At 53.1% G+C, this 23,236-nt stretch carries 16 protein-coding genes; 2 read left to right on the top strand and 14 right to left on the bottom strand.

Annotated elements, in window-relative coordinates:
- Positions 1-16: 16 nt before the first annotated feature.
- From ACP3TC_RS18415 to ACP3TC_RS18405, 3 genes are all read right to left on the bottom strand, one after another.
- Positions 17-3,154, bottom strand: a complete 3,138-nt coding sequence (locus ACP3TC_RS18415; protein WP_426817000.1) for an efflux RND transporter permease subunit — start codon at positions 3,152-3,154, stop codon at positions 17-19.
- Complete coding sequence (locus tag ACP3TC_RS18410; protein WP_313855565.1) at positions 3,154-4,341, bottom strand: efflux RND transporter periplasmic adaptor subunit; 1,188 nt, start codon at positions 4,339-4,341, stop codon at positions 3,154-3,156. The genes ACP3TC_RS18415 and ACP3TC_RS18410 overlap by 1 nt, the downstream gene beginning before the upstream one ends.
- Positions 4,342-4,665: 324 nt before the next feature.
- Positions 4,666-5,667, bottom strand: coding sequence for a zinc-binding alcohol dehydrogenase family protein (locus ACP3TC_RS18405; protein WP_426816999.1), 1,002 nt, complete (start codon positions 5,665-5,667; stop codon positions 4,666-4,668).
- Positions 5,668-5,763: 96 nt separating this feature from the next.
- On the opposite strand from ACP3TC_RS18405, the gene ACP3TC_RS18400 reads away from it, so the two are divergent.
- Positions 5,764-6,660 (top strand): LysR family transcriptional regulator, encoded by an 897-nt coding sequence (locus tag ACP3TC_RS18400; protein ID WP_426818300.1) that lies wholly within the window; start codon positions 5,764-5,766, stop codon positions 6,658-6,660.
- 467 nt (positions 6,661-7,127) lie between these two features.
- On the opposite strand, the gene ACP3TC_RS18395 is transcribed toward ACP3TC_RS18400, so the two are convergent.
- Genes ACP3TC_RS18395 through ACP3TC_RS18385 form a run of 3 tightly spaced genes read right to left on the bottom strand, consistent with a single transcriptional unit; the run spans position 7,128 to position 9,493 of the window.
- The gene (locus tag ACP3TC_RS18395; protein WP_426816998.1) at positions 7,128-7,385 is read right to left on the bottom strand and encodes a bacteriocin immunity protein; all 258 of its coding nucleotides are present in this window, start codon (positions 7,383-7,385) and stop codon (positions 7,128-7,130) included.
- A 9-nt stretch (positions 7,386-7,394) separates the two neighbouring features.
- Positions 7,395-9,089 (bottom strand): S-type pyocin domain-containing protein, encoded by a 1,695-nt coding sequence (locus ACP3TC_RS18390; RefSeq protein ID WP_426816997.1) that lies wholly within the window; start codon positions 9,087-9,089, stop codon positions 7,395-7,397.
- Positions 9,089-9,493: a hypothetical protein gene (locus ACP3TC_RS18385; RefSeq protein WP_426816996.1), complete on the bottom strand. Its 405-nt coding sequence runs from the start codon at positions 9,491-9,493 to the stop codon at positions 9,089-9,091. The genes ACP3TC_RS18390 and ACP3TC_RS18385 overlap by 1 nt, the downstream gene beginning before the upstream one ends.
- Before the next feature lie 341 nt (positions 9,494-9,834).
- On the opposite strand from ACP3TC_RS18385, the gene ACP3TC_RS18380 reads away from it, so the two are divergent.
- Positions 9,835-10,731, top strand: coding sequence for a siderophore-interacting protein (locus ACP3TC_RS18380; RefSeq protein ID WP_426816995.1), 897 nt, complete (start codon positions 9,835-9,837; stop codon positions 10,729-10,731).
- Between the two features lie 84 nt (positions 10,732-10,815).
- Here the strand turns inward: ACP3TC_RS18380 and ettA are convergent, their stop codons facing one another.
- From ettA to urtA, 8 genes are all read right to left on the bottom strand, one after another.
- Positions 10,816-12,483 (bottom strand): energy-dependent translational throttle protein EttA, encoded by a 1,668-nt coding sequence (ettA, locus tag ACP3TC_RS18375; RefSeq protein ID WP_313855573.1) that lies wholly within the window; start codon positions 12,481-12,483, stop codon positions 10,816-10,818.
- A 169-nt stretch (positions 12,484-12,652) separates the two neighbouring features.
- On the bottom strand, positions 12,653-13,414 hold the full coding sequence (deoR, locus tag ACP3TC_RS18370; protein ID WP_313855575.1) for a DNA-binding transcriptional repressor DeoR: 762 nt from the start codon (positions 13,412-13,414) through the stop codon (positions 12,653-12,655).
- A 148-nt stretch (positions 13,415-13,562) separates the two neighbouring features.
- Entirely contained in the window at positions 13,563-17,516 is a 3,954-nt protein-coding gene (locus ACP3TC_RS18365) for an amino acid adenylation domain-containing protein (RefSeq protein WP_426816994.1), read from the bottom strand.
- 249 nt (positions 17,517-17,765) lie between these two features.
- On the bottom strand, positions 17,766-18,464 hold the full coding sequence (gene urtE, locus ACP3TC_RS18360) for an urea ABC transporter ATP-binding subunit UrtE (protein ID WP_426816993.1): 699 nt from the start codon (positions 18,462-18,464) through the stop codon (positions 17,766-17,768).
- Between the two features lies 1 nt (position 18,465).
- A complete protein-coding gene (gene urtD, locus ACP3TC_RS18355; RefSeq protein WP_426816992.1) occupies positions 18,466-19,257 on the bottom strand; it encodes an urea ABC transporter ATP-binding protein UrtD in 792 nt (263 codons plus the stop codon).
- On the bottom strand, positions 19,250-20,326 hold the full coding sequence (gene urtC, locus ACP3TC_RS18350; protein ID WP_426816991.1) for an urea ABC transporter permease subunit UrtC: 1,077 nt from the start codon (positions 20,324-20,326) through the stop codon (positions 19,250-19,252). Before urtC ends, urtD begins: the two co-directional genes overlap by 8 nt.
- Positions 20,326-21,891: an urea ABC transporter permease subunit UrtB gene (gene urtB / locus ACP3TC_RS18345; RefSeq protein WP_313855584.1), complete on the bottom strand. Its 1,566-nt coding sequence runs from the start codon at positions 21,889-21,891 to the stop codon at positions 20,326-20,328. Before urtB ends, urtC begins: the two co-directional genes overlap by 1 nt.
- 59 nt (positions 21,892-21,950) lie before the next feature.
- Positions 21,951-23,219 (bottom strand): urea ABC transporter substrate-binding protein, encoded by a 1,269-nt coding sequence (gene urtA, locus ACP3TC_RS18340; RefSeq protein WP_426816990.1) that lies wholly within the window; start codon positions 23,217-23,219, stop codon positions 21,951-21,953.
- Positions 23,220-23,236 lie beyond the last annotated feature (17 nt).

Genomic DNA, 23,236 nt, shown 5'->3' with positions numbered 1-23,236 from the left:
TGTGTGTCAATCTGATTTAAACCTGCGGAAAGATGCTGGCATCGTGCTTATTTTTCCGCTTGATGCGAAAAATTCGGGTAATAATAACAAAGAAAACCGGAACAAAATGGATCACCAGAAAAGTCGAGGCTAACACTCCGCCGAGCACCGCAGTGCCAATTGCATTCTGGCTGGCTGCTCCAGCACCACTGGCAAAAAATAGCGGAAGAACACCCAGCATAAAAGCCAGTGAGGTCATGACTATCGGCCGCAGTCGCTGGCGTGCGGCGAGCATAGCGGATTCAGTGGCACTTCCCCCTGAGTCATAATGTGCTTTGGCAAACTCAACAATCAGGATGGCATTCTTTGCCGCCAGTCCTATGGTGGTCAGTAAGCCAATTTGGAAGTAAACATCATTTGCCAGCCCACGAAGCAGCATCAGCAGTACTGTGCCAATAATGCCGCCAGGCACCGCCAGTATCACAATTGAAGGAATGCTCCAGCTTTCATAAAGCCCTGCCAGACATAAAAAAATCACCATCAAAGACATTAAGTACAGCATCGCCGTCTGCGACCCGGCTTTCCTCTCTTCATAGGAGAGACCGGTCCAGTCGTAGCCCACACCGTCCGGCAGGGTGGCGGCAAGGCGCTCTATTTCTGCTATCGCATCGCCTGAACTATAACCGCTCGCCGGAACGCCCTGGATATTATAGGCGGGAACGCCGTTATATCGCGTCAGCTTCTGCGAACCCACCCCCCATTCTGCCGCCGCGAAGGATGAAAACGGCACCATATTTCCCAGTTCATTACGCACATACCATTTGTGCAGGTCATCAGGTTGCATACGTGATTCTGCCTGCCCCTGAATATAAACGCGCTTGACGCGTCCGCGATCGATAAAGTCATTGATATATCCCGACCCCCAGGCGAGTGATAATGTTTGATTAATTTCATTTAATGGCACACCTAACGCTTTGGCCCGCTCTTTATCAATTATCAGTTGATATTGCGCAGCATCTTCAACGCTATTTACCCGAATATTCGCCAGTATTGCGCTTTGACGCGCCTGGTCGATAAACAAGTTACGTGCGGCCAGAAAGGCTTGATGGTCGAGGCCCGCCTGATTCATTAACTGGAGATTAAAACCTGCCACATTACCCAGTTCCCTGACCGATGGCGGCATTGAGACAACCACGTTTGCATCCCTGAGCTGCTCCCTGAACACGGCATTAAGCCGCTGCGTAACCGCTTCGGCATGCTGAGCCGGCGCGGTTCTCTGCTCCCAGGGTAATAACCGCACCCAGATCATCCCGGTATTTTGGCCACGCCCACCAAAATTAAATCCGGAGCCGATAAATGCGGATAAAACCGTGTCTTTCTCTTTCGTCAGCAAGTATTCACTGGCTTGATGCAGTATTTGCTGTGTGCGTTCAGCACTGGAGCCGGCGGGAGTGGTTATCTGCACAAACAAAAATGCCTGATCTTCCTGCGGCAGAAATGAGCCAGGTAAGCGGATAAACATCACTACCGTTACCACAATCAGCAGAATATACAGAGCGATAAGTCGTAAAGGACGCGTAATACAGTGACCGACCAGGTTGCTGTAACGATCTGTTATTTGCTCAATAAATCGATTTATGTTTTGGAAAAAACGTCCCTGATGGCGATCGGCAGTGGGCGTTTTCAACAGCGTGGCGCAAAGGGCGGGGGTAAAAATGAGGGCGATAAATAGCGATAAAACCATCGCGGTAATAATGGTAATCGCGAACTGACGATAGATAACGCCGGTCGAACCGCTAAAAAACATCATCGGGATAAACACCGCGGATAACACCATTGTCATACCAAACAGCGCGCCGCTAATCTGCTTCATCGATTGCCGTGTCGCCTGTACCGGTGACAGTTTCTGCTGCTGCATAAGGCGCTCAACGTTCTCTACCACCACAATGGCATCGTCCACCAATAGCCCAATAGCGAGTACCATCGCAAACATGGTCAGCGTATTGATGCTGTAACCGAGGGTAGAAAGTACGCCAAATGTCCCGAGTAAAATAACCGGGATAGCTAAGGTAGGGATCAATGTTGCTCTTAAATTTTGCAAAAAAAGAAACATAATAACGAAGACCAGCACAATGGCTTCGATAAGTGTTTTCACCACATTCTTAATCGAGAGACTAATAAAAGGCGTCGAGTCATAGTTGGTGACGACTTCAAAACCCGGCGGGAAAAAAGGCCGCAGCTGATCAAGAGTGGCATACACCGCTTTTGCGGTATCAAGCGCATTCGCCTCGCTGGCAACTCGCACCGCAAGCCCGGCAGCGGGCTCCCCGTTGTACCAGGAGGTTACCGCATAGTTTTGCGCCCCCAGCTCAACTTTTGCCACGTCACCTAAGCGAACCTGAGATCCATCGCTGTTGGTTTTAATCAGAATGGCAGCGAATTCCTCCGGATATTGCAGGCGCGTTGCTCCCTGAATCGTCGCGTTTATTTCCTGTCCTCGCGCGGCGGGCAGGCCGCCTAACTGACCGGATGAAATTTCAATATTTTGTTCACTCACCGCGCGGCTGACATCCGTTGCCGTCAGATTGAATTTAAATAATGCTGCCGGATCGAGCCATATCCGCATCGCGTAAGGCGATCCAAAAAGCTGGAAGTCCCCTACGCCAGCGGTGCGACCGATCGGATCCTGAATAAATGTTGCAACATAATCCGCGATATCCTGGCGCGACATGCTGCCATCTTTGGAGATAAAACCAAGAAACAACAGGTTATTTGCCGGTGCTTTGGTTACCCGAATACCCTGTTGTTGCACTTCGACCGGCAGCATCGGTTGCGCCAGCGAGATTTTATTCTGCACCTGAACTTGCGCGGTATCGGCATTGGTACGCTGAGAAAAGGTCAACACGATGGTCATGCTGCCATCAGAATGACTTTCAGATGACATGTACTCAAGATTATCAAGGCCATTCATCTGCTGCTCGATAACCTGCACCACAGAATCTTGCCCGGTTTTGGCTGAAGCGCCGGGCCAGTTGATATGAATATTGATGGTTGGCGGGGCAATGGCCGGGAATTGACTGACCGGCATCGAGAACATCGCCAGGCCACCAAACAGCATGATCAATATGGCAATAACCCATGCCAAAACCGGACGCGCAATAAAGAAAGTAGCCATCAGGCGCGCCCTCCGGCAGCGGTGGCGATGTCATCCGCAGACGAGCGCCACTCCTCAACCGCTACCGTCATCCCTGGTTTTACTCTTTGGCTGCCCTCGATAATGACTCTGTCACCCGGTTTAACGCCCTGCGTCACTAACCAACTATCGTCAATGGCCTGTGCGGTGCGGATAACTCGTTGCTCAACGATATTGCTGTCATTAACCAGCAGAACCAGCGAATCTCCTTGTACTGAGCGGGTGACGCCGCGCTGGGGGATCAATAATCCTTCGGCAGCGATACCCTGGTTCAGACGCGCTTTAACAAACATACCGGGCAAAAGCAGGCGTTCCGGGTTGGGAAACAGGGCACGCAGCACAATGGATCCGGTTGAGCGATCGACCGTTACTTCGGCAAATTGTAATGTGCCCTGATGGGCGTATTCCGTATTGTCTTCAAGTCGTAACTGCACGCTGGCGGACATTTTTGCACTGCCACGGCTTAATTCACCGCTGTCGAGCATTTGCCGCAGACGCAGCAGTTCGCTGCTGGACTGCACGATATCGACATAAATAGGATCAATTTGCTGAATAGTGGCAATTGCCATTTCCTGTTGAGCCGTGACCAGGGCACCTTCAGTCACCCGCGAGCGGCCAATAATGCCGTTCAGTGGCGAAAGCACGCGGGTAAAAGAGAGATTAATATTAGCGGTATCCAGCGCGGCCTGCGCCGCCAGTACATCAGCCTGAGATTGATTTTTGCCGGACTCGGCATTTTCATAATCCTGACGGCTAATAATATTTTGCTTAGCCAGGGTGTTATATCGATGCAGTAGCTGTGAGGCAATATGTAGCTGGGCGTTAGCGCGGGCCAGGGATGCTTGCCTTTGCCTGACTTCTGCCTCGAAAAGTGCAGCATTAATCTGATATAACGGTTGATCAAGGCCGATCTCTTCTCCCTCAATAAATAATCGTTGCTGAATAATGCCACTGACTTGCGGCCGAACTTCTGCCTGACGAAATGGCATGGTTCTGCCGGGCAATTCAGTGGTAATTTCGACCGGCTGTTTATGCAATGTCACTACGCCAACTTTTGACGGCGGCGTCGCTGATTTTGCGGCGGATTTTTCTGGCAATGACCTGAGTTGCATTGCGACCAACGCCAGAATAATCACGCCAGCCATAATTAATATGATTTTGTTGATCATAATTACCTCGCAAATATTTCGCGCTTATTGGCCTGGCGAAAATGTCGGCCAGTGGGAATATTGAAAGGTCACTATATATTTTATCTGCTGACATCGGCATGACAGCAAAATAACAAACAGGTCAGATTATGATTTTCTGGCGATTATTTTAACGTTAAGTCGTGAATTAATTATCACTCAATATATTTAGTGTTCAAGAGAAGTGAATTTATCGGCAATTTAATGTGAGGGGAGGGCGTTGTCCTGATGGGCAATAAGTCATTCATCGTTTGGAAATGGAAAAGGCTTTTTCTGGGGATTTCCCCCAGAAAAAGAGGCTGATACTTAATACACTATTACTACTTTTCCGCGCATATGGCCCTCCAGCACACGCTGATGAGCTTCAGTCAGGGTATCCACTGACAGTCCTTGCAAGGTCTCATTTAGCGTGCTGGCAATTTTACCGGCATCCAGTAATGCGGCGACGTCATCAAGAATTTCTCCCTGACGGGCGATATCCGGCGTGTTATACATGCTGCGGGTATACATAAACTCAAAGTGCAGCGCCGCGCTTTTCAGCTTCAGCTCATTCATATCCAGCGGCTGCTCATTTTCAACAATGGTGCAGATATGGCCCTGCGGCGCAATCAGCTTCGCCATGGTGTCCCAGTGGCCGTCGGTATCATTCAGGCAGAAAATATAATCCACCTGTTTCAGGCCCAGCTTCTCCAGTTCGCCTGGCATATCCTTGTAGTTAATTGTCAGGTCAGCACCGCGATCCAGGCACCACTGCACGGAATCCGGGCGTGAGGCGGTCGCAATCACTTTCAGTTTGCTGTGCAGTTTGGCAAACGGGATCGCCAGTGAACCAACGCCGCCAGCGCCGCCAACAATCAACAGGGTTTTACCTTCCGGCGCATCCTGAATATTCAGCCGCTCAAACAGGCCCTCCCAGGCGGTCAGCGCGGTCAGCGGAATAGCGGCAGCGGCTGCCCAGTCGAGGCTTTTCGGTTTGTGACCGGTAATCCGCGCATCAATCAGTTGCAGCGTGCTGTTACTGCCCGGACGAGTGATATCGCCAGCATAATAAACCTCGTCGCCGGGTTTGAAACCGCTGACTTTGCTGCCGGTTTCCAGCACCACGGCGCTGGCATCCCAGCCCAGAACCCGCGGCGCTTGCAGACCATTCTTCTGTGCGCCTTTATGCACTTTGGTATCCACCGGGTTGACCGATGCGGCCTTCACTTCCACCAACAAATCATATTCATCCGGCGTCGGACGCTCTGGCTGAATTTCAATAAACTGCTGTGGATTTTCCGGATTGATTGCAATCGCTCTGTTATTCATCTCAATTCTCCTCAGGTTAGTGGGTTAATTGTAGATGCTGTAAACTGGAGTGATAAGATGGACAATCAATCACAGAGTGTTCGTCTCAGGTGAACAATCATGTTTAAGCAGTTACAGGATATGGCGCTGTTTGCGCTGGTGGCAGAGGGCGGCAGCTTTACTGCAGCGGCACGCCGCGCCGGGCTACCAAAATCGAGCGTCAGCCAACGCATCAGCCAGCTGGAACAGTCGCTCGGCTTACGTTTGCTGAACCGTACCACCCGCCAGCTGAATCTGACCTTTGCTGGTGAACGTTACCTGATTCACTGTCAGGAGATGCTACAGGCCAGCGAACGCGCCGATCAGGCGATTGAGCGACTGCGCGATAACCCCAGCGGCAGGTTGCGCATCACCAGCCCGGCGGGTATTGGCGCGACGCTGCTGGCGCGTTGTAATGCCGGCTTTCAGCAGCAGTTTCCCGACGTGACGCTGGAAGTCTCGGTATCCGATGATATGCGAGATCTGGTGCAGGATGGCTTTGATATCGCCCTGCGCACCGGCAAGCCGCAGGATTCGTCGCTGATTGGCCGGCGCATTGGCTACTGCCAGCGCTATCTGGTGGCGGCTCCGGGCTATCTGGCGCAGCATTCGCCGATTTTGCATCCGCAACGGCTGGCGGAACATCGCTGTATTGCCCATCGCGCCTGGAGCGAATGGCTACTGAAGCGCGGCGAGGAGTGGTACAGCTGGCTACTGCCTCCGACGCATATGACGGACAACCTGGTGTATGCGCGCGAATGTGCGCTACAGGGAGCGGGCATTACCTTGCTGCCGCGCTTTTTAACCCATGATTTAACCCGAGATAATGCGCTGGTACAGGTGTTACCGGAGTGGGAAGTCGAAGGCAATGAGTTATGGCTGGTTTATCCCAGCCGTAAGCTGAACTCACCGGCGCTGGCCTGTTTTATCGACTATGCCATCGGTTCGCCGGTGTTTACGGAGTTCTACAAGTAGCCACTAATGCATAACAGATCAACTTAATACGCATTCTCATTATCATTTGGCTTTGCTATTCTGCTTGCTTAAGATTTTTCCTGGCTAAATTAAAGGCGGGTGTATGGCAGCGGTTCCGGATTCGAGATTATTAACTGAGCCTTGTATCTAATCCTGGGGGCAGGTAATGGTGAAGAGTTATCAGCTAACTGATTATCATTTAAGTGATTAATAAATATAGTATATAAAGCAAGAATGAACAGGGTGAACACTTTTCTACAAAATCATTTTTCTATGACATGAGTTAAATATGCTACTTAGAAGAGTGATCTCACAAAATTTTCTTGTGTGTAAGAATGTGTACAGGCGTGATTTTTTCGGTATGTAATTTTAATAAAAACATATTATTATCTATTTCTTATCACTCCTGCGATCGACTAAAACCGCGCCCTTAAGCGCGGATCGATACTCATTTATGCAGCTGGAGACTAATTCTTAAAGCCCGGTTTTCCGTTGGCCTGACGCCATTCTTTGACTTCCTGAACAACACCTTCTGGACTATCTTCGCGTCCTTCTCGTGGATAATAAATAAGGTCTGAACCCTCTGGATGTTCACACAGACGTTCAAACTCCAAAAGATTATTTACATCTTGTTCTTCGCTTTCTTCTTCTGCATTGTAGATCCTACTAACCAATGCTAAAAATTCTTGCTCAGTATAATCAGAAATGGATTTTTTATTATTCATATAACCACCTTATTTATTAGAATGAATATCAATATGCCGCCGGGGTGTTGTAACGCCCATGTTATCAACGTCATAGACTTCACCACCTTGGCCTATCGGCTTGATATGATGAATCTCAAACTTGATACGTTTTCCAACTCGCCCCTCTCTATACGTTGCCGGAGCCTTCCCTTTCTTCATATTAATAATATTTGAACCTTTAAATTGCCTTGATAACTCAGGATCTTTAGATACTTCAATCCAAAATGCTTCACGGAACTGGTCAAAGTTCGCAAACGTTCGGCCTCGCAGCTTATCCGCTATTTGGCTTGGAATCGGGGAACCATTACCGGTATTTGCATCCAACAGCCATATCCCGCTGACCTTCTGACCTTTACCCGTAACCTCTCCAGAGCTGTTGCGCAAATATATATATATCGGTGGAATATCCGATATTGGCAAGATAAGAATATAATCTGCAAATTTTTTCTCTTCCGGCGTAGGGCTGGTTGTAGCCTCAATCCCGGTGTCTTCCGGCAGCGGATTAACAATAACAGGATTCGGTATCCTTACCGGATTCTGGTTACCTGTATTTGAAGGAACATTGACACCTGAACTGTCGGGCGTCCAGATAATGGTAATACGCGGATCTTCCTCTGTGGTGAACGTATAAGCTTTTCGGCTGCTGTCCCACTCCATTTTGCGCACACGCACCCTATCTTTACCGGGTGGAGTATGCCAGCCATGAGGAACCGGATTACCTTTATCATCTTGTTCCCATGTATAACGCACACGGCTTGGCGCTTCACGCATCTGTTCCAGACGCATCCGGTCAATAAAGTCCTGTTCACCGTCGTTCAGTCTGCCGGGCATCATTCCCATCACAACTGCTGCGATGGGAGCACCGGGGCCGCTGGCTGCTACTCTTCCGAGTCCTGTAGCCATCTCACCAAGTTTTACTGCCCATGTTCCTGTTGTAATGGCTTTTCCACCCACCAGCCCAAGCACACTGGCTCCTTCAACCGCCATCTGAGCGTTAGCAGCACTTGTGGCTGCTGCTGTTGCACGCTGGTATTCGACCTCCTCATGATTACCGAACCACCATTTATACAGGGCGCTTCGCTTTTTCGGCTTTGGAATATCTTCTGCAGCTTTCTTTTTCCTGGCTGTCTGAGCGTGCTGGACAACATCATTATCTGATACAGGATCAGCAGGGGGAACGGCCTGATAAAATGCCATCACAGCGAAATTGGTATGAGGTTCCTGATCTTCTCCGGCATCATTACAGCCCTCACCCCGCAGGCAGGATTTGGCGAACACACGATTGCGGTCACGTGCTTCAGCCAGTTGTTTGGCTTTTTCTTCTTCTGCGGCCTTACGTTCAGCAACCCATGCTGCAAGGGCTGCAATAGACGGATCCGGGCCTCTACCAACCCATTGTCCGGCAGGCGCAATAATCCAGTTCGACCCGGAAGGGCAACCGCAGTGCACAATTGAACCGTCTACCGCCGCTATTTTTCCATTATTGGTATCACGGGGTTCACCGGATACGATAACCCCAGCCTCACCACATTTGGGGCATCGGGTAGTTTTATCACCAACACGGACAACCCTTCGTCCGTGCTCGATATCATTGGACATTGAGGCGATACATTCAGCACCCGAGGCTGTTTTATCCCCCTCCAGTGCCGTGCCTCGCCCATAACAGTTAGAACGATTTCCCATTACGCCACCTCGCTGGATGGCAGGAAATCTTCTGGCATCGTTTCTCCTTCACGCCCGACAATCATTGGCCCATGGCACAAAGTGCTGATAATCTCATAACCGTTATCCAGACGGCTACCAACGAGCGCCACACTGCGGGCATTGACTTCACTTCTCGTACCCGCTCCCGTTATAATTTTCGCAGTTCTGCCATCCGCATAAACAACCTCATCACCTTGCAGTGCAACATTCACTTTTGTTCCATCTGAAAGTTCGATCTGATTTCCATTCCAGGGGGCATGAACCGTTCCGCCCTCCCTGGTGTGGCTACCCTCCACAGCAATACGGTACAGGGCCGTAAACGATGATTGCTCCATTGTTGACAGCAGTTCCGGTGCCAGTTCATTGGTAAATTGACGTGTCATTCCTTTTTCCTTGTCATTCCCATGGTTTAACTGATGAAATTCTAACCGATTTGTAATTTGACTTAAAAGAGATGGTTGTCATGGGGTTAAAAATCAATATCGAAGTAGCAGTGATGGTTTATTTGTGTTCGCTAATATTTATTGTCCCCGCCGTCACTCCGATCTGATTTATCAGCATGGCCAAAACCCTTAACGACACGATAGATTTCGCAGCCTGGCGACCAGGCTGGCCAGCCAACCTTAAATCAACAACAGATCAACTTAATAAGCATTCTCATTATCATTTGGCTTTGCTATTCTGCTTGCTTAAGATTTTTCCTGACTCAATCAAAGGCGGGTGTATGGCAGCGGTTCCGGGTTATCGTGTATTCAATGTGGTGCTGGCACGCAAACAGCTGCTCTCTCCATCAATGCTGTGCTGTGTGTTCAGTGGAGAAGAAGTCCGGCATATGAAGATGGACGCGCCGGATCAGCGCATTAAGCTGCTGTTTCCCGCCCTGAACGGCTCGCCCGCCGCCTTTTCAGTTGAAGGCTCCTGGTGGGAGCAGGCCAAAGCGATGGCAGCAGAGTGCCGCCCGATTGCACGCACTTACACAATTCGCCGCGTGAATGCCGATGCCGGCGAGATGGAAGTCGAGTTTGTGATGCACGGCACGGAGGGGCCAGCATCAGCCTGGGCAGCGGCGGCAGAGCCGGGTGACGGATTGCAGATTGTTGCGCCAAATCGCGACCATTGCGATGACAGCGGCGGTTACGAGTGGAAACCCGATCCGCAGGCAGAACGCGCGCTGGTGATCGCCGATGAGACGGCGCTACCGGCGGCGAAAGGTATTCTTGAGCAGCTGGCACTGCGTAAGACGCCACCGCAGGTACAGATTTTCCTCGAAGTGCCGAAGCGAAGTGACTGCATCGATCTGAGCCAGTTCGCTTTTGCTGAAGTGCACTGGCTGCCGCGTGAAGAGAGCGGTGCCAGCTATGGCGAAGCCCTGCTGAGTGCGGTTCAGCAGCACGTCAGGCTGCCGGAATATGCGCTGACGCGGCAGGCATTACGTGAAGAAGCTGAGGGCGAAATTCTTTGGGATCGTGCCGCCAGTGAGGATATCCGTTTTCACGGCTGGGTCGCGGCGGAGTCCCGTTCGGTAAAACATCTGCGCCGCTATCTGATCGGCGAGTGCGGATTATCACAGGATACCATCAGCTTTATGGCCTACTGGAGTCGCGGACGCCGCCCGCAATAAAAACGGGTGACGTAAACGCCACCCGTTGATGACATCTGTTTTCCTGACGGACGGTGTTCACGCCGCCCGTTCAGAAGAGAGATGCTATTTGGTCATACGTTTGTACTTAATACGCTTCGGCTCCAGCGCTTCCGCGCCGAGGGTGCGTTTCTTATACTCTTCGTATTCAGTAAAGTTACCTTCGAAGAACTCGACTTTACCTTCATTCTGGTAATCCAGAATATGGGTAGCGATACGGTCAAGGAACCAGCGGTCATGCGAGATCACCATGGCACAGCCAGGGAATTCCAGCAGGGCGTTTTCCAGCGCACGCAGGGTTTCGATATCCAGGTCGTTGGTAGGTTCATCGAGCAGCAGCATATTGCCGCCAACCTGCAACAGCTTAGCCAGATGCAGACGGCCACGCTCACCACCGGACAACTCGCCAACGCGTTTGCCCTGGTCGACGCCTTTAAAGTTAAAGCGGCCCACATAGGCACGGCTTGGCATCTCGGTATTACCGATACGCATGATGTCCTGGCCGCCGGACACTTCTTCCCAGACGGTTTTTGAGTTATCCATCGCGTCGCGGAACTGATCGACGGAAGCCAGCTTAACGGTGTCGCCCAGTTCGACGCTGCCGCCGTTCGGCTGTTCCTGACCGGATAACATGCGGAACAGGGTTGATTTACCGGCACCGTTCGGGCCGATAATGCCGACGATTGCGCCCTTCGGTACGGAGAAGGTCAAATCGTCGATCAGTACGCGGTCACCGTAAGACTTGCTCAGGCCGTTAACTTCAACCACTTTGTCACCGAGGCGTGGGCCTGGTGGAATAAACAGTTCGTTGGTTTCGTTACGTTTCTGGTATTCAGTGCTGTTCAGCTCTTCAAAGCGCGCCAGACGGGCTTTGCCTTTAGACTGACGGCCTTTAGCACCCTGACGCACCCACTCCAGCTCTTTCTCAATCGATTTACGACGAGCGGCTTCGGAAGAGGCTTCCTGTGCCAGGCGCTGATCTTTCTGCTCCAGCCATGAAGAGTAGTTACCTTCCCATGGAATACCTTCACCACGGTCAAGCTCCAGAATCCAGCCAGCAACGTTATCGAGGAAGTAACGGTCGTGGGTAATCGCCACCACTGTACCTTCGAAGTCGTGCAGGAAGCGCTCAAGCCACGCCACGGATTCAGCATCCAGGTGGTTGGTCGGTTCATCGAGCAGCAGCATATCTGGTTTTTCCAGCAGCAGACGGCAAATCGCCACGCGGCGACGCTCACCACCGGAAAGGTTAGCGATTTTCGCATCCCAGTCCGGCAGGCGCAGTGCATCAGCAGCGCGCTCCAGTTGGGCATTGAGGTTATGGCCGTCGTGAGCCTGAATAATCTCTTCCAGCTTACCTTGCTCAGCTGCCAGCTTATCGAAATCTGCATCCGGCTCGGCGTACAGTGCGTACACTTCGTCGAGGCGTTTCAACGCGCCGACGACTTCAGACACCGCTTCTTCGATGGATTCGCGAACCGTATGCTCAAGATTGAGCTGCGGTTCCTGCGGCAGATAGCCGATCTTCAGGCCAGGCTGCGGGCGCGCTTCACCTTCGATATCTTTATCGATACCGGCCATGATACGCAGCAGGGTAGATTTACCGGCACCGTTCAGACCCAGTACGCCAATCTTTGCGCCCGGGAAAAAACTCAGGGAGATGTTCTTGAGAATGTGACGCTTCGGCGGAACCACTTTGCCGACGCGATGCATGCTATAGACGAATTGAGCCACGTTAAAATGAGCCTCTTATGGTCTGTGTTGTTGTTGGGGCGGGACTGCCCACTCAGATGACGAAGTTTAGCTGTTTTCCGCCTTTAATCACAGCCGATGCCCGGAGGAATCTGTCGATTTTGCCGAAAGACGGTTTTATATAAAGAGGCGAAAGGCGAGGCCGCCTGCCTCAGGTCATGACCTGAACCTCAGCCTCTTTCATTTTTTGCGCCAGCGCTCGGGGTGGCGCGCTGTCGCTGATCAGATTGTCAAACAGCTGCAATTCGCCGATGCGCGCCGGCAGCACTTTACCGAATTTGCTGCTGTCGGCCAGCAGCACTTTGCGCTGAGCGCGCTGCAATGCGTAGTGCTTCATCTGCAACTCATTGACGTTGTAGCAGGTGGCTCCCTGCTCCGCATCAATGCCCGCCGCAGAAATTAACGCCAGCGAAGGGCAGAGTACATCCAGCACGTGGTGGTGACCAACCGGGGTGAAAATCGCGTTGTCCGGATGAAATTCACCGCCGCTAAGAATGACGTTGCAGGCACTTTTCTCTTTCAGCGCGAGAAAGGTGTTCATTGCGCAGCAGATGGCGGTGAAAGGCAGGCTGTCGTCAATCGCATCGATCACATACGGTATGGTGGTGCCGCAGTCGAAAAATACCGTGTCATTAGCGTTAACCAGCGCCGCGGCCAGCTGGCCGAGCTGCTGCTTTTTACTGACGTTTTGTGACTGTTGATCGGAGACAAAGTAGTGACCATGGCTGTTACGCGGATCGCTGACTATATAGCCCCCCAACAGCACCAGCGTTGACGGCTGCTCGTTCAGATCGCGCCGGATTGTCATCTCGGAGACGGCCAGCAACTGTGCGGCGTCCTTCAGATGGATCTTGTCGATGCGCTTTAACGCCTGCGCCAGTTTATTCACGCGCTCGTCGCGCCGGGTTTCCATGGTGACGTTCCTTAAATGAGTATCCTCTGCCAGATGATGCGATGCAGGTGAACTTCGCGCGCAGCCCATCACAGGCAAGTTCCTGATATTACCTTTAATCAGAACGTCGCGTAAACCTCGCGCACCACCAGAGCAGAGGCGTATCACATCAGAAAATCCGGCTGCTGGCATCGTATTGTGGCTGAGTCAGTGCGTCGGTTATCTCCTGATGGCAAAGAATGATGGAATGGTGATTCACCGCCAGCGGAATGATCTGCAGCTGCGGACAAATCTGCGCCAGACCGTTATCAGCAATCGCGAGAATTTCACGTCCATCAATGCCGCCAGAGAGGCTTAAATCAACAAACTCAGTGGCTTTAAACAGCGTGACTTTGCTGTGGCGCAGTGGCGCGCTGAGACACTGATTATTAATATTGATCTCGGTCTGCTCCACCTGCTGCCCACGTCGGGCGGCTTCGCCTGTAATTCCCATCATCGCCAGAATCGGTGCCAGCATGCCCGGAACAATATGCTGTTGGACCTCGGTCTGGTACAGGCTATCAAGCAGGCAGACGTGAATATCGTTAAAGCCGCGCTGTTCCAGCTGGGCGGCAATCTCCAGCGCGATAATCCCGCCCAACGACCAGCCGAGCAGCCTGACCGTTTTATGGCGCGGCAGGCCATAATTGCAGATATGTTGCAGATAATAGCTGGCCAGCGCCGGCAGCGCGCTGATATGCGGATGATTAAACAGATTGTAATTATTGACGCCGATGGCGTTAAAGTGGCCGGTCAGCGCGCGTGCTAAATCACGATAAATCTCACAGCCAACTACCGCCGGATGAATCATCCACAGATCGTTGCTGGTCAGCGCGGTGTTCAGCGGCTGAATCAGCACAAAATTGTCGGCTGGCTGATTAAGCTGTCGCAGCAATTTCTGCATGGCAACCGGGGTGTTATCAGCGAGGCCGGCCGGACTGGCCGCCTGATTACGGTGAATCGCCTGTGCCTGCGCCTGCAACGTCGGATGGATAAACAGCGTTTTCATCTCGGCGTTGATGCCCGCGCGCTTAAGCAGCAGCAGTAGCTGAATGGCGTGCAGCGAGTGGCCGCCAAGGGCGAAAAAATCGTCGCCGCGATCGATGCGATCCACCCCCAGCAGCGACTGCCACCAGTCAGCCAGCTGCTGCTCCTGCTGGTTGGCCGGTGGGCAAAACGCTTTACCGATTATCACCGGTTGCGGTGGCGGTAGCCGTTTGCGATCCAGCTTGCCATTAGCAGAAAGTGGGAAAGCCTCAAGCGCAACCACGCTGCCTGGCAGCATATATTCCGGTAAGGTTGCGCGTAAATGCGCGCGCAGTCGTTCGGTTAAATCGGGCTGCGGCGGGGCAATTACCCAGGCAACCAGCCGCTTATCACCGTCATGATGATCGCAGGCCATCACGACCGCATCGGCGATCGACGGGAAGCGACAGATCTGCTGCTCGATCTCACCGGCTTCAATGCGCAAGCCGTGGATCTTCATCTGAAAATCGTTACGGCCCAGGTACTCCACACTGCCATCTTCCAGCCAGCGCGCCACATCGCCGGTTCTGTAGATCCGCGCCAGCGGATCGTCACTAAAAGGATCGGCAATAAAGCGCTCTGCCGTCAGCGCCGGAAGATTCAGATAGCCGCGCGCCAGCTGAATACCACCGATATACAGTTCACCCCGCACGCCAGCTGGCAGCAGCTGGAGGTGCCGATCGAGAATATAGAGTCGGGTATTGGCAACCGGAAAACCGATCGGAATCAGCGGACGGCGATCGTCCGGCTGGCAATGCCAGTATGAGACATCAATCGCCGCTTCGGTAGGACCATACAGATTATGCAGTTCGGCCATCGGCAACTGTTGATGGCAGCGTTCCACCGTCGTCAGCGGCAGCGCTTCGCCACTGCAAAAAATACGTTTCAGGCTGCTACAGGCGGCCATCTCACCATAACGTAGAAACAGCTGTAGCATTGAGGGCACAAAATGCAGCGTCGTGATCTGCTCTGTGGCGATCAGTTTACTGAGCCAGGCCGGATCCTGATGTCCGCCAGGTTTCGCCAGCGCCAGCCTTGCGCCGATCATCAGCGGCCAGAAGAACTCCCAAACCGAGACGTCGAAGCTGAACGGCGTTTTTTGTAATACCGTATCCTGCGGTGACAACTGGTAACGGTGCTGCATCCACATCAGGCGGTTAATCACCGCGCGATGCTCAATCATCACGCCCTTCGGCTGACCGGTGGAGCCGGAAGTATAAATAACATAGGCCAGCGTGCGGGAAATATCGCCGGGAAGAGGGGGCGGATTCTCAATACTCTGCTGTTGCCATTGCGGCAGGTCATCATACAGATGATAAGCCAGCGGGCCTTCGCCATTCAGCGCCCGTAGCGCCCGCTGTCCGGCATCATCGAGCAGCAGCCGTTTCGCGCCACAGTCCTGTAGCATATGGCGCAGACGATCTTGCGGATACTGCGGGTCCAGCGGTACATACGCCGCACCTGCTTTTAGTATCGCCAACAGCGCAATCACCATCTGTGCACCGCGCTCAACGCACAGTGCCACGCGGTCATCAGCCGCCAGGTCGGTACTGCGCAGAAACCATGCCAGCTGATTCGCGCGATGATTAAGTCTGGCATAGCTGAGCGGCGCGCTGTCACCGCATAGCGCAATCGCGTCCGGAGTGCGTGCTGCCTGTTGCTCAAAAAACTGCTGGAGGGTTAACGGCGTGGGCCAGTGACGATCGCTATTATTCCAGCAGTGCAAAATTTGCTGCTGCTCTTGCGCTAACAGCAGTGGCAGCAGGGCGACCGGTTGCTCTGGCGGTGCATCAAGCACCGCCTCCAGCAGATGCACAATGCGCGATGCCAGGCGCCCGGCATCCTGTTCGCTGAACCACGCCTGATTAAAATGAAATTCCAGCTGCGGCTCTGCCGCCTGATGATAGTGGCGCAGATAGAGAGTCAGCGGCGTCTGTTCATGACCATGATGCATGGCTACGCTTCTCAGTTCGCCTCCGCCGATATCAATATCCGTCAGGAAAATCTCCTGAGAAAAACTGAGATCAAATAGCTGGCGACGGCCCTGCTGACCGAGGCGCAGATGCCGGTTGAGTTCGGCAATCGGGAAGCGTTGATGGCGGTAGCTACGGCGCAGCTCAGTGGCAACCTGCTGCATCAGCGCCGGAAAGGGGTGATGATCGTCCAGCTTTAGCCGCAGCGGGATCATCGACGAGAACATGCCCAGCGTCTGTTTAAACCGTGCGCCGTTACGATTATGAATGGGCAGCCCGATGGTAAGATCCTCAACCTGCCATAATCTCCCCATGCAACAGGCGAGCAGTGCGGTCATAAAGTGCATCACCGAAGCGCCGTGCCGCTCGGCGTAGTCGCCGAGTTGTTGGTAGCGCGCCAGCGGCAAACTTTGGCTAATCTGGCTGCTGGGCCAGGTCATCTCCTCGCTGTACCCCTGACGTCGCTCCAGCGCCGAGGGCGGAACATCGGCAAAGCGACTGAGCCAGAAATCGCGATCCAGCTGATAACGCGGCGAGGCAAGATACTGCCGGTCATGCTCAATAAAATCGCTGTAACTGGCGATTGGCAGCGCAGTCAATGGTTCGCCGCTCAGTAGCTGTTGATAGCGCTCGAGAATCAGTCGACTGAGCAGAGCAATGGAGGAGCCGTCGGCAATAAGATGATGGCCATTAAGCAGCCACAGCGATAAATTATTGCTGACCTTAATCAGGTGGCAGCGCCACAGCAGGCAATCATAGAGGGGAAAAGGCTGAATAAATAGCTGACGGATTTTCTTCCAGCTACTGTTTAACGCCTCTTCTGCGAGGCTGAAATCATGATGGCTGAATGTCATCTGATGAATATGGCTGATACTCTGAACGGTGCCCTGTTCCGTCTCGGATAAAATAAATTTCAATACGTCATGCTGCTGCATTATTTCCGCGATGGCCTGCTGAAATAACTTTAGTTCAACCTGATGAGGGATCTGCCAGACGCAGCCAATATTATAGCAAGGGGTAGCGGGCGTCAGCAGTTGATCGATCCAAACGGCTTGCTGTACGGTAGTTAACGGATACACAGACATGCGTGCGCCTCCAGTCAAGGCAGAGGGAATTTTCGGTGAAAGAAATTAAGTATATAAATAATTAGCAGAGATGAGATGAAATAGTATAATTTTTTAATAAATAATAAATTACTTGATATCGATAATTATATTATTTTATCAGATATGTTTATCTCTATTTAATACCGCAATCTATTTTTGATTCACCGATATCGGCAAGATAAATATGGCGTAAATGTGTGGAATCATTTTACGCCACTATTAATAACCTTAAATCGCTACTAATCCACGTACGCCGTCGGCTTCCATTGTGTCACCGCGCCCGCGTTGCACTATTTCACCACGCGACATCACCAGATAGCTGTCGGCCAGTTCGGCGGCGAAATCATAAAATTGTTCCACCAACAGAATCGACATATCACCGCGCTGTGCCAGCTGGCGGATCACCGCACCGATTTGTTTAATCACCGAAGGCTGAATGCCCTCAGTTGGCTCATCAAGGATCAGCAGCTGTGGCTTGCAGGCCAGCGCACGGCCAATCGCTAACTGCTGCTGTTGACCACCGGAGAGATCGCCGCCGCGCCGGGATTTCATCTCTTGCAGCACCGGGAACAGTTGATAAATCTCGTCGGGCACCTGTCTGGCTTCGTTACCTGAAAATCGCGCCAGCCCCATCAGCAGATTTTCCTCTACCGTCAGGCGCGGAAAAATCTCTCGTCCTTGCGGCACATAAGCGATACCAGCCTGTACGCGCTGATGAGGTTTACGTGTGTTAATCACCTTATCATTCCAGCTGATGGTGCCGGATTTTGCCGGAATTAAGCCCATCAGACACTTCAGCAGGGTGGTTTTGCCGACGCCATTACGCCCCAGCAGGCAGGTCACTTCACCCAGACGAGTTTCAAATGACAGCCCGCGCAAAATATGGCTGCCGCCATAATATTGATTCAGTTCAGATACCTGTAACATTTCAGCGCCCCAAATAAACGTCGATAACCTGTTCATTGGCCTGCACTTCGCGCAATGAACCTTCTGCCAGTACCTGGCCCTGATGCAGCACCGTAACGTGATCGGCGATGGTTTCAACAAAGCCCATATCGTGCTCTACCACCATCAGCGAATGCTTGCCGGCCAGGCTGCGAAACAGCTCGGCGGTATAGTCAGTTTCGGCATCGGTCATACCGGCCGCCGGTTCGTCAAGCAGCAGCAGATGAGGCTCCTGCACCAGCAGCATGCCAATTTCCAGAAACTGTTTTTGTCCGTGGGATAGCAGCCCGGCCGGGCGTGCGCGTTCAGCGCCAAGACGCAACAGTTTCAGCACTTCATCAATGCGATCGCGCTGTTCGCTGCTGAGCCAGGCGCGCAGACAAGCCCAGACTGATTTATCGGTTTTTAGCGCAATTTCCAGATTTTCAAACACCGACAGCGCTTCAAATACCGTTGGCTTCTGGAATTTACGGCCAATACCGATGCGGGCAATCTCTACCGGCGACAGGGTAGTGAGATCGGTGTCCTGATCGTAAGTGATCTTGCCGTTATCTGGTCGGGTTTTGCCGGTAATCACATCCATTAGCGTAGTTTTTCCGGCACCGTTTGGGCCGATTATGCAACGCAGTTCGCCAACGCCAATATTTAGTGACAGGTCGGTCAGCGCACGAAAGCCATCAAATGAGACATTGATATTGCTCAGTTGCAGCAGCGGATCGCTGTGCTGGCGGAAGCGATCCGCCGGGTGGGTTTGAGTAAACAGCCGATCAGTCATGCTTCCTCCGGCGTATCAGCCCGATAACACCACGCGGCAGAAACAGCGTGACAAGAATAAACATCAGGCCGAGGAAAAACAGCCAGTATTCAGGGAAAGCCATGGTGAACCAGCTTTTGGCACCGTTGACGATAGCGGCACCGAACAGTGGCCCAATCAAGGTGCCGCGCCCGCCCAATGCAACCCAGATGGCAGCTTCAATAGAGTTAGTTGGCGACATCTCACCAGGGTTAATAATTCCGACCTGCGGCACATACAGCGCCCCTGCGAGGCTGCACAGTACGGCTGACAGCGTCCAGACAAACAGCTTAAAACCTTTTGGGTCGTAACCGCAGAACATCAGACGGTTTTCGCCATCGCGCACCGCTGTCAGCACCCGGCCAAACTTACTGCGTGCCAGCGCAAAACCGATGCCGAGGCTGATTATCAGCAGCAGTACGCTGGCGATAAACAGCCCGATGCGGGTGCTGGTGGCGGTGACCGGAAAGCCAAGCAGGGTGGTAAAGCCGGTAAAGCCATTGTTACCGCCGAAGCCGGTTTCATTGCGAAAAAACAGCAACATGCCAGCATAAGTCAGCGCCTGGGTCATGATCGAGAAGTACACGCCTTTGATCTTTGAGCGGAAAGCAAACCAGCCGAAGATCAGCGCCAGCAGACCGGGCACCAGCATGATCAGACACAGCGCCCAGGCAAAATGCTGGGTGCCCGCCCAAAACCACGGCAGTTCGCTCCACGACAAAAAAGACATAAACGCCGGTAAGCCATCGCCCGCCGCCTGGCGCATCAGGTACATGCCCATCGCGTAACCGCCAAGCGCAAAAAACAAGCCGTGGCCGAGCGACAGTAAACCGGCGTAGCCCCAGACCAGATCCAGCGCGACGGCGACAATCGCATAGCAGAGGATCTTGCCGATCAGCGTCAGGGTATAGGTGGAGATGGCCAGTGGATTATTCGCGGGCAACAAAGCGAAAAACGGCAGGATCAATAGCGCCAGCAGCAAGACAGTGCCGATCCCGATGGTCAGCCGCGGTGCTTTTTGCGCCACGCTCAGTGTGATGGGTTGTGTCATCAGTCAGTTACCCGTCCTTTAAATGCAAACAGCCCCTGCGGTCGTTTCTGAATAAACAGAATGATCAGCACCAGAATCAGGATCTTGCCGAGTACCGCACCGATTTGCGGTTCCAGCACTTTGTTCAGGATGCCGAGGCCAAACGCAGCCACTACCGTGCCTGCCAGCTGGCCGACACCACCCAACACCACCACCAGGAAGGAGTCAATGATATAACCCTGGCCCAGCTCCGGGCCGACATTGCCCAGCTGCGACAGCGCCACGCCGCCCAGCCCGGCAATGCCCGATCCCAGGCCGAATGCCAGCATATCGACGCGTCCGGTTGGCACGCCGCAGCAGTCGGCCATTGCGCGATTCTGCGTGACCGCACGTACATTCATGCCAAGGCGGGTTTTGTTCAGCAGTAGCCAGGTGAGGATCAGCACCCCTGCGACAAACAGAATCACCGCGATACGGTTGTAGGGCAGTACCAGATTGGGCAGTAATTGCAGGCCGCCTGACAGCCACGCCGGATTAGCCACTTCCAGGTTTTGTGCGCCAAACAGCACCCGTACCAGCTGAATTAACATCAGGCTGATGCCCCAGGTGGCGAGCAGCGTTTCCAGCGGGCGACCATAGAGATGACGAATCACCGTGCGTTCCAGCAGCATGCCGATGCTGGCGGTCAGAAAGAATGCTACCGGCAACGCCAGCAGCGGATAGTAAGCCAGCCACTCCGGCGCGAAACGCTGGAACATCGACTGCACCAGCCAGGTGGCATAGGCACCGAGCATCAGCATTTCGCCATGCGCCATATTGATCACCCCGAGCAGGCCATAGGTGATCGCCAGTCCTAACGCCGCCAGTAATAAAATCGAACCCAGCGACAGGCCGGTAAACGCCTGGCCGAGTAAATCGCCCCACATCAGACGCTGTTTAATTTGCTGCAGGCTGGCAGCGGCGGCGGCGCGCACCTCGGCACTGGCTTCATTCCCAGGCTGAGTAAGCCGTTGCAGGCTGGCCTGTCGTTGCGGATCGCTGCTTTCACCCAGCAGTTTTACCGCGTTAAGTCGTACCTGCGGATTGCCGTCGCTCAGTTGCAGATTAGCCAGCGCTATCGCCAGCTCAGTGTGAACATCAGCATTTTGTTCTGCTGCCAGCCGCTGGCTCAGTAGCGGTAACTGATCGGCGACCGCATCATTTTGCAATGCACGTGCGGCGCGCAGGCGTGTGGCAGCGTCATCACTGACTAACTGGTGTGAAGCCAGCGCGTTTATCGTTAATACGCGCAATCGGTTATTGGTGAACAGTTTTTTAGTGGTTCCACTGGGTTTCGCATCGCCTTCAAGCGGCGTCAGCTGACCATTGAGAGTACTGAACGGCTGTTTATGCTGATCGATGACCACCGACTCTGCGCGTAATGCCTCCAGCAGCGGCAGGCGGCTGGCGTCAGGCGTAGCCGCCCATTGCTGTAACAGTTTTGCCTGTTCGCTGCGGCTGGCAGCAGCGTAGTCAGCCGCCGGGCCAGCTTGAGCGGCGAATGGCGTGCCGATCAGCAGCACCAGCATTAAAAGTATTCGCGTCATGATAATTACCACTCTTTGAACCCCTTCCCCATAATGCGGGAGGGGGCGTTGTGCCAGGGTTACTGTCCTGATTTCACCGGATGATCGGGCTTCTTGTCGTTACCGGCGATGTACGGGCTCCACGGCTGGGCGCGAACCGGCTGTTCGGTCTGCCACACCACGTTGAACTGCCCGTTATCTTCGATTTCGCCAATCATCACCGGTTTGTGCAGATGGTGGTTGGTTTTATCCATGGTCAGGGTGTAGCCATCCGGCGCGACGAAAGTCTGCCCGGCCATCGCGGCGCGCACTTTATCTACCTCGGTAGTGCCGGCTTTCTCTACCGCCTGTGCCCACATATGAATGCCAACATAGGTAGCTTCCATCGGATCATTGGTCACCACGGTGTCGGCATTCGGCAACTTACGTGCTTTGGCCCAGGCGCGATAATCGGCGACGAATTTGGCGTTGGTGGGGTTATCCAGCGACTGGAAGTAGTTCCAGGCGGCCAGGTTTCCGACCAGTGGTTTAGTGTCGATGCCGCGTAACTCCTCTTCACCGACCGAAAACGCGACAACCGGCACGTCGGTAGCTTTAATTCCCTGATTCGCCAGCTCTTTGTAGAAAGGCACATTGGAATCGCCGTTAATGGTCGAGACCACCGCAGTTTTGCCGCCCGCTGAGAATTTTTTGATATCGGCAACAATGGTCTGATAATCGCTGTAACCAAACGGCGTATACACCTCTTTGATATCCTCGTCCTTAATGCCTTTGCTGTGCAGGAAGGCGCGCAGAATCTTGTTGGTGGTGCGCGGATAAACATAATCGGTGCCGAGCAGGAAGAAGCGCTTCGCTTCGCCGCCGTCTTCACTCATCAGGTATTCCACCGCCGGAATCGCCTGCTGATTCGGTGCCGCGCCGGTATAGAACACATTTGGCGACATCTCTTCACCTTCATACTGCACCGGATAGAACAGCAGGCCGTTCAGCTCCTCAAACACCGGCAGTACCGATTTGCGCGATACCGACGTCCAGCAGCCAAACACCACCGCCGCTTTATCCTGTGTCAGTAACTGGCGTGCTTTTTCAGCAAAAAGTGGCCAGTTTGAGGCCGGATCAACCACCACCGGTTCCAGCTGTTTGCCCAGCACGCCGCCTTTGGCGTTGATTTCATCAATCGCCATCAAGGCGACATCTTTCAGCGGCGTTTCCGATATCGCCATGGTGCCGGAGAGAGAGTGCATGATGCCGACTTTAATCGTCTCTGCCGCCTGAGCTGCCCATGCCATCCCCATGCTGACTACCGTGGCGGAAAGTGCGAATGCTTTTAACAGTGAACGTCTTTTCATCTCACAAAACCCTTATA

The organism is Winslowiella sp. 2C04, assembly GCF_050037805.1.
GTDB lineage: Bacteria > Pseudomonadota > Gammaproteobacteria > Enterobacterales > Enterobacteriaceae > Erwinia > Erwinia toletana_A.
This window is presented reverse-complemented; position numbering and strand designations above follow the sequence as displayed.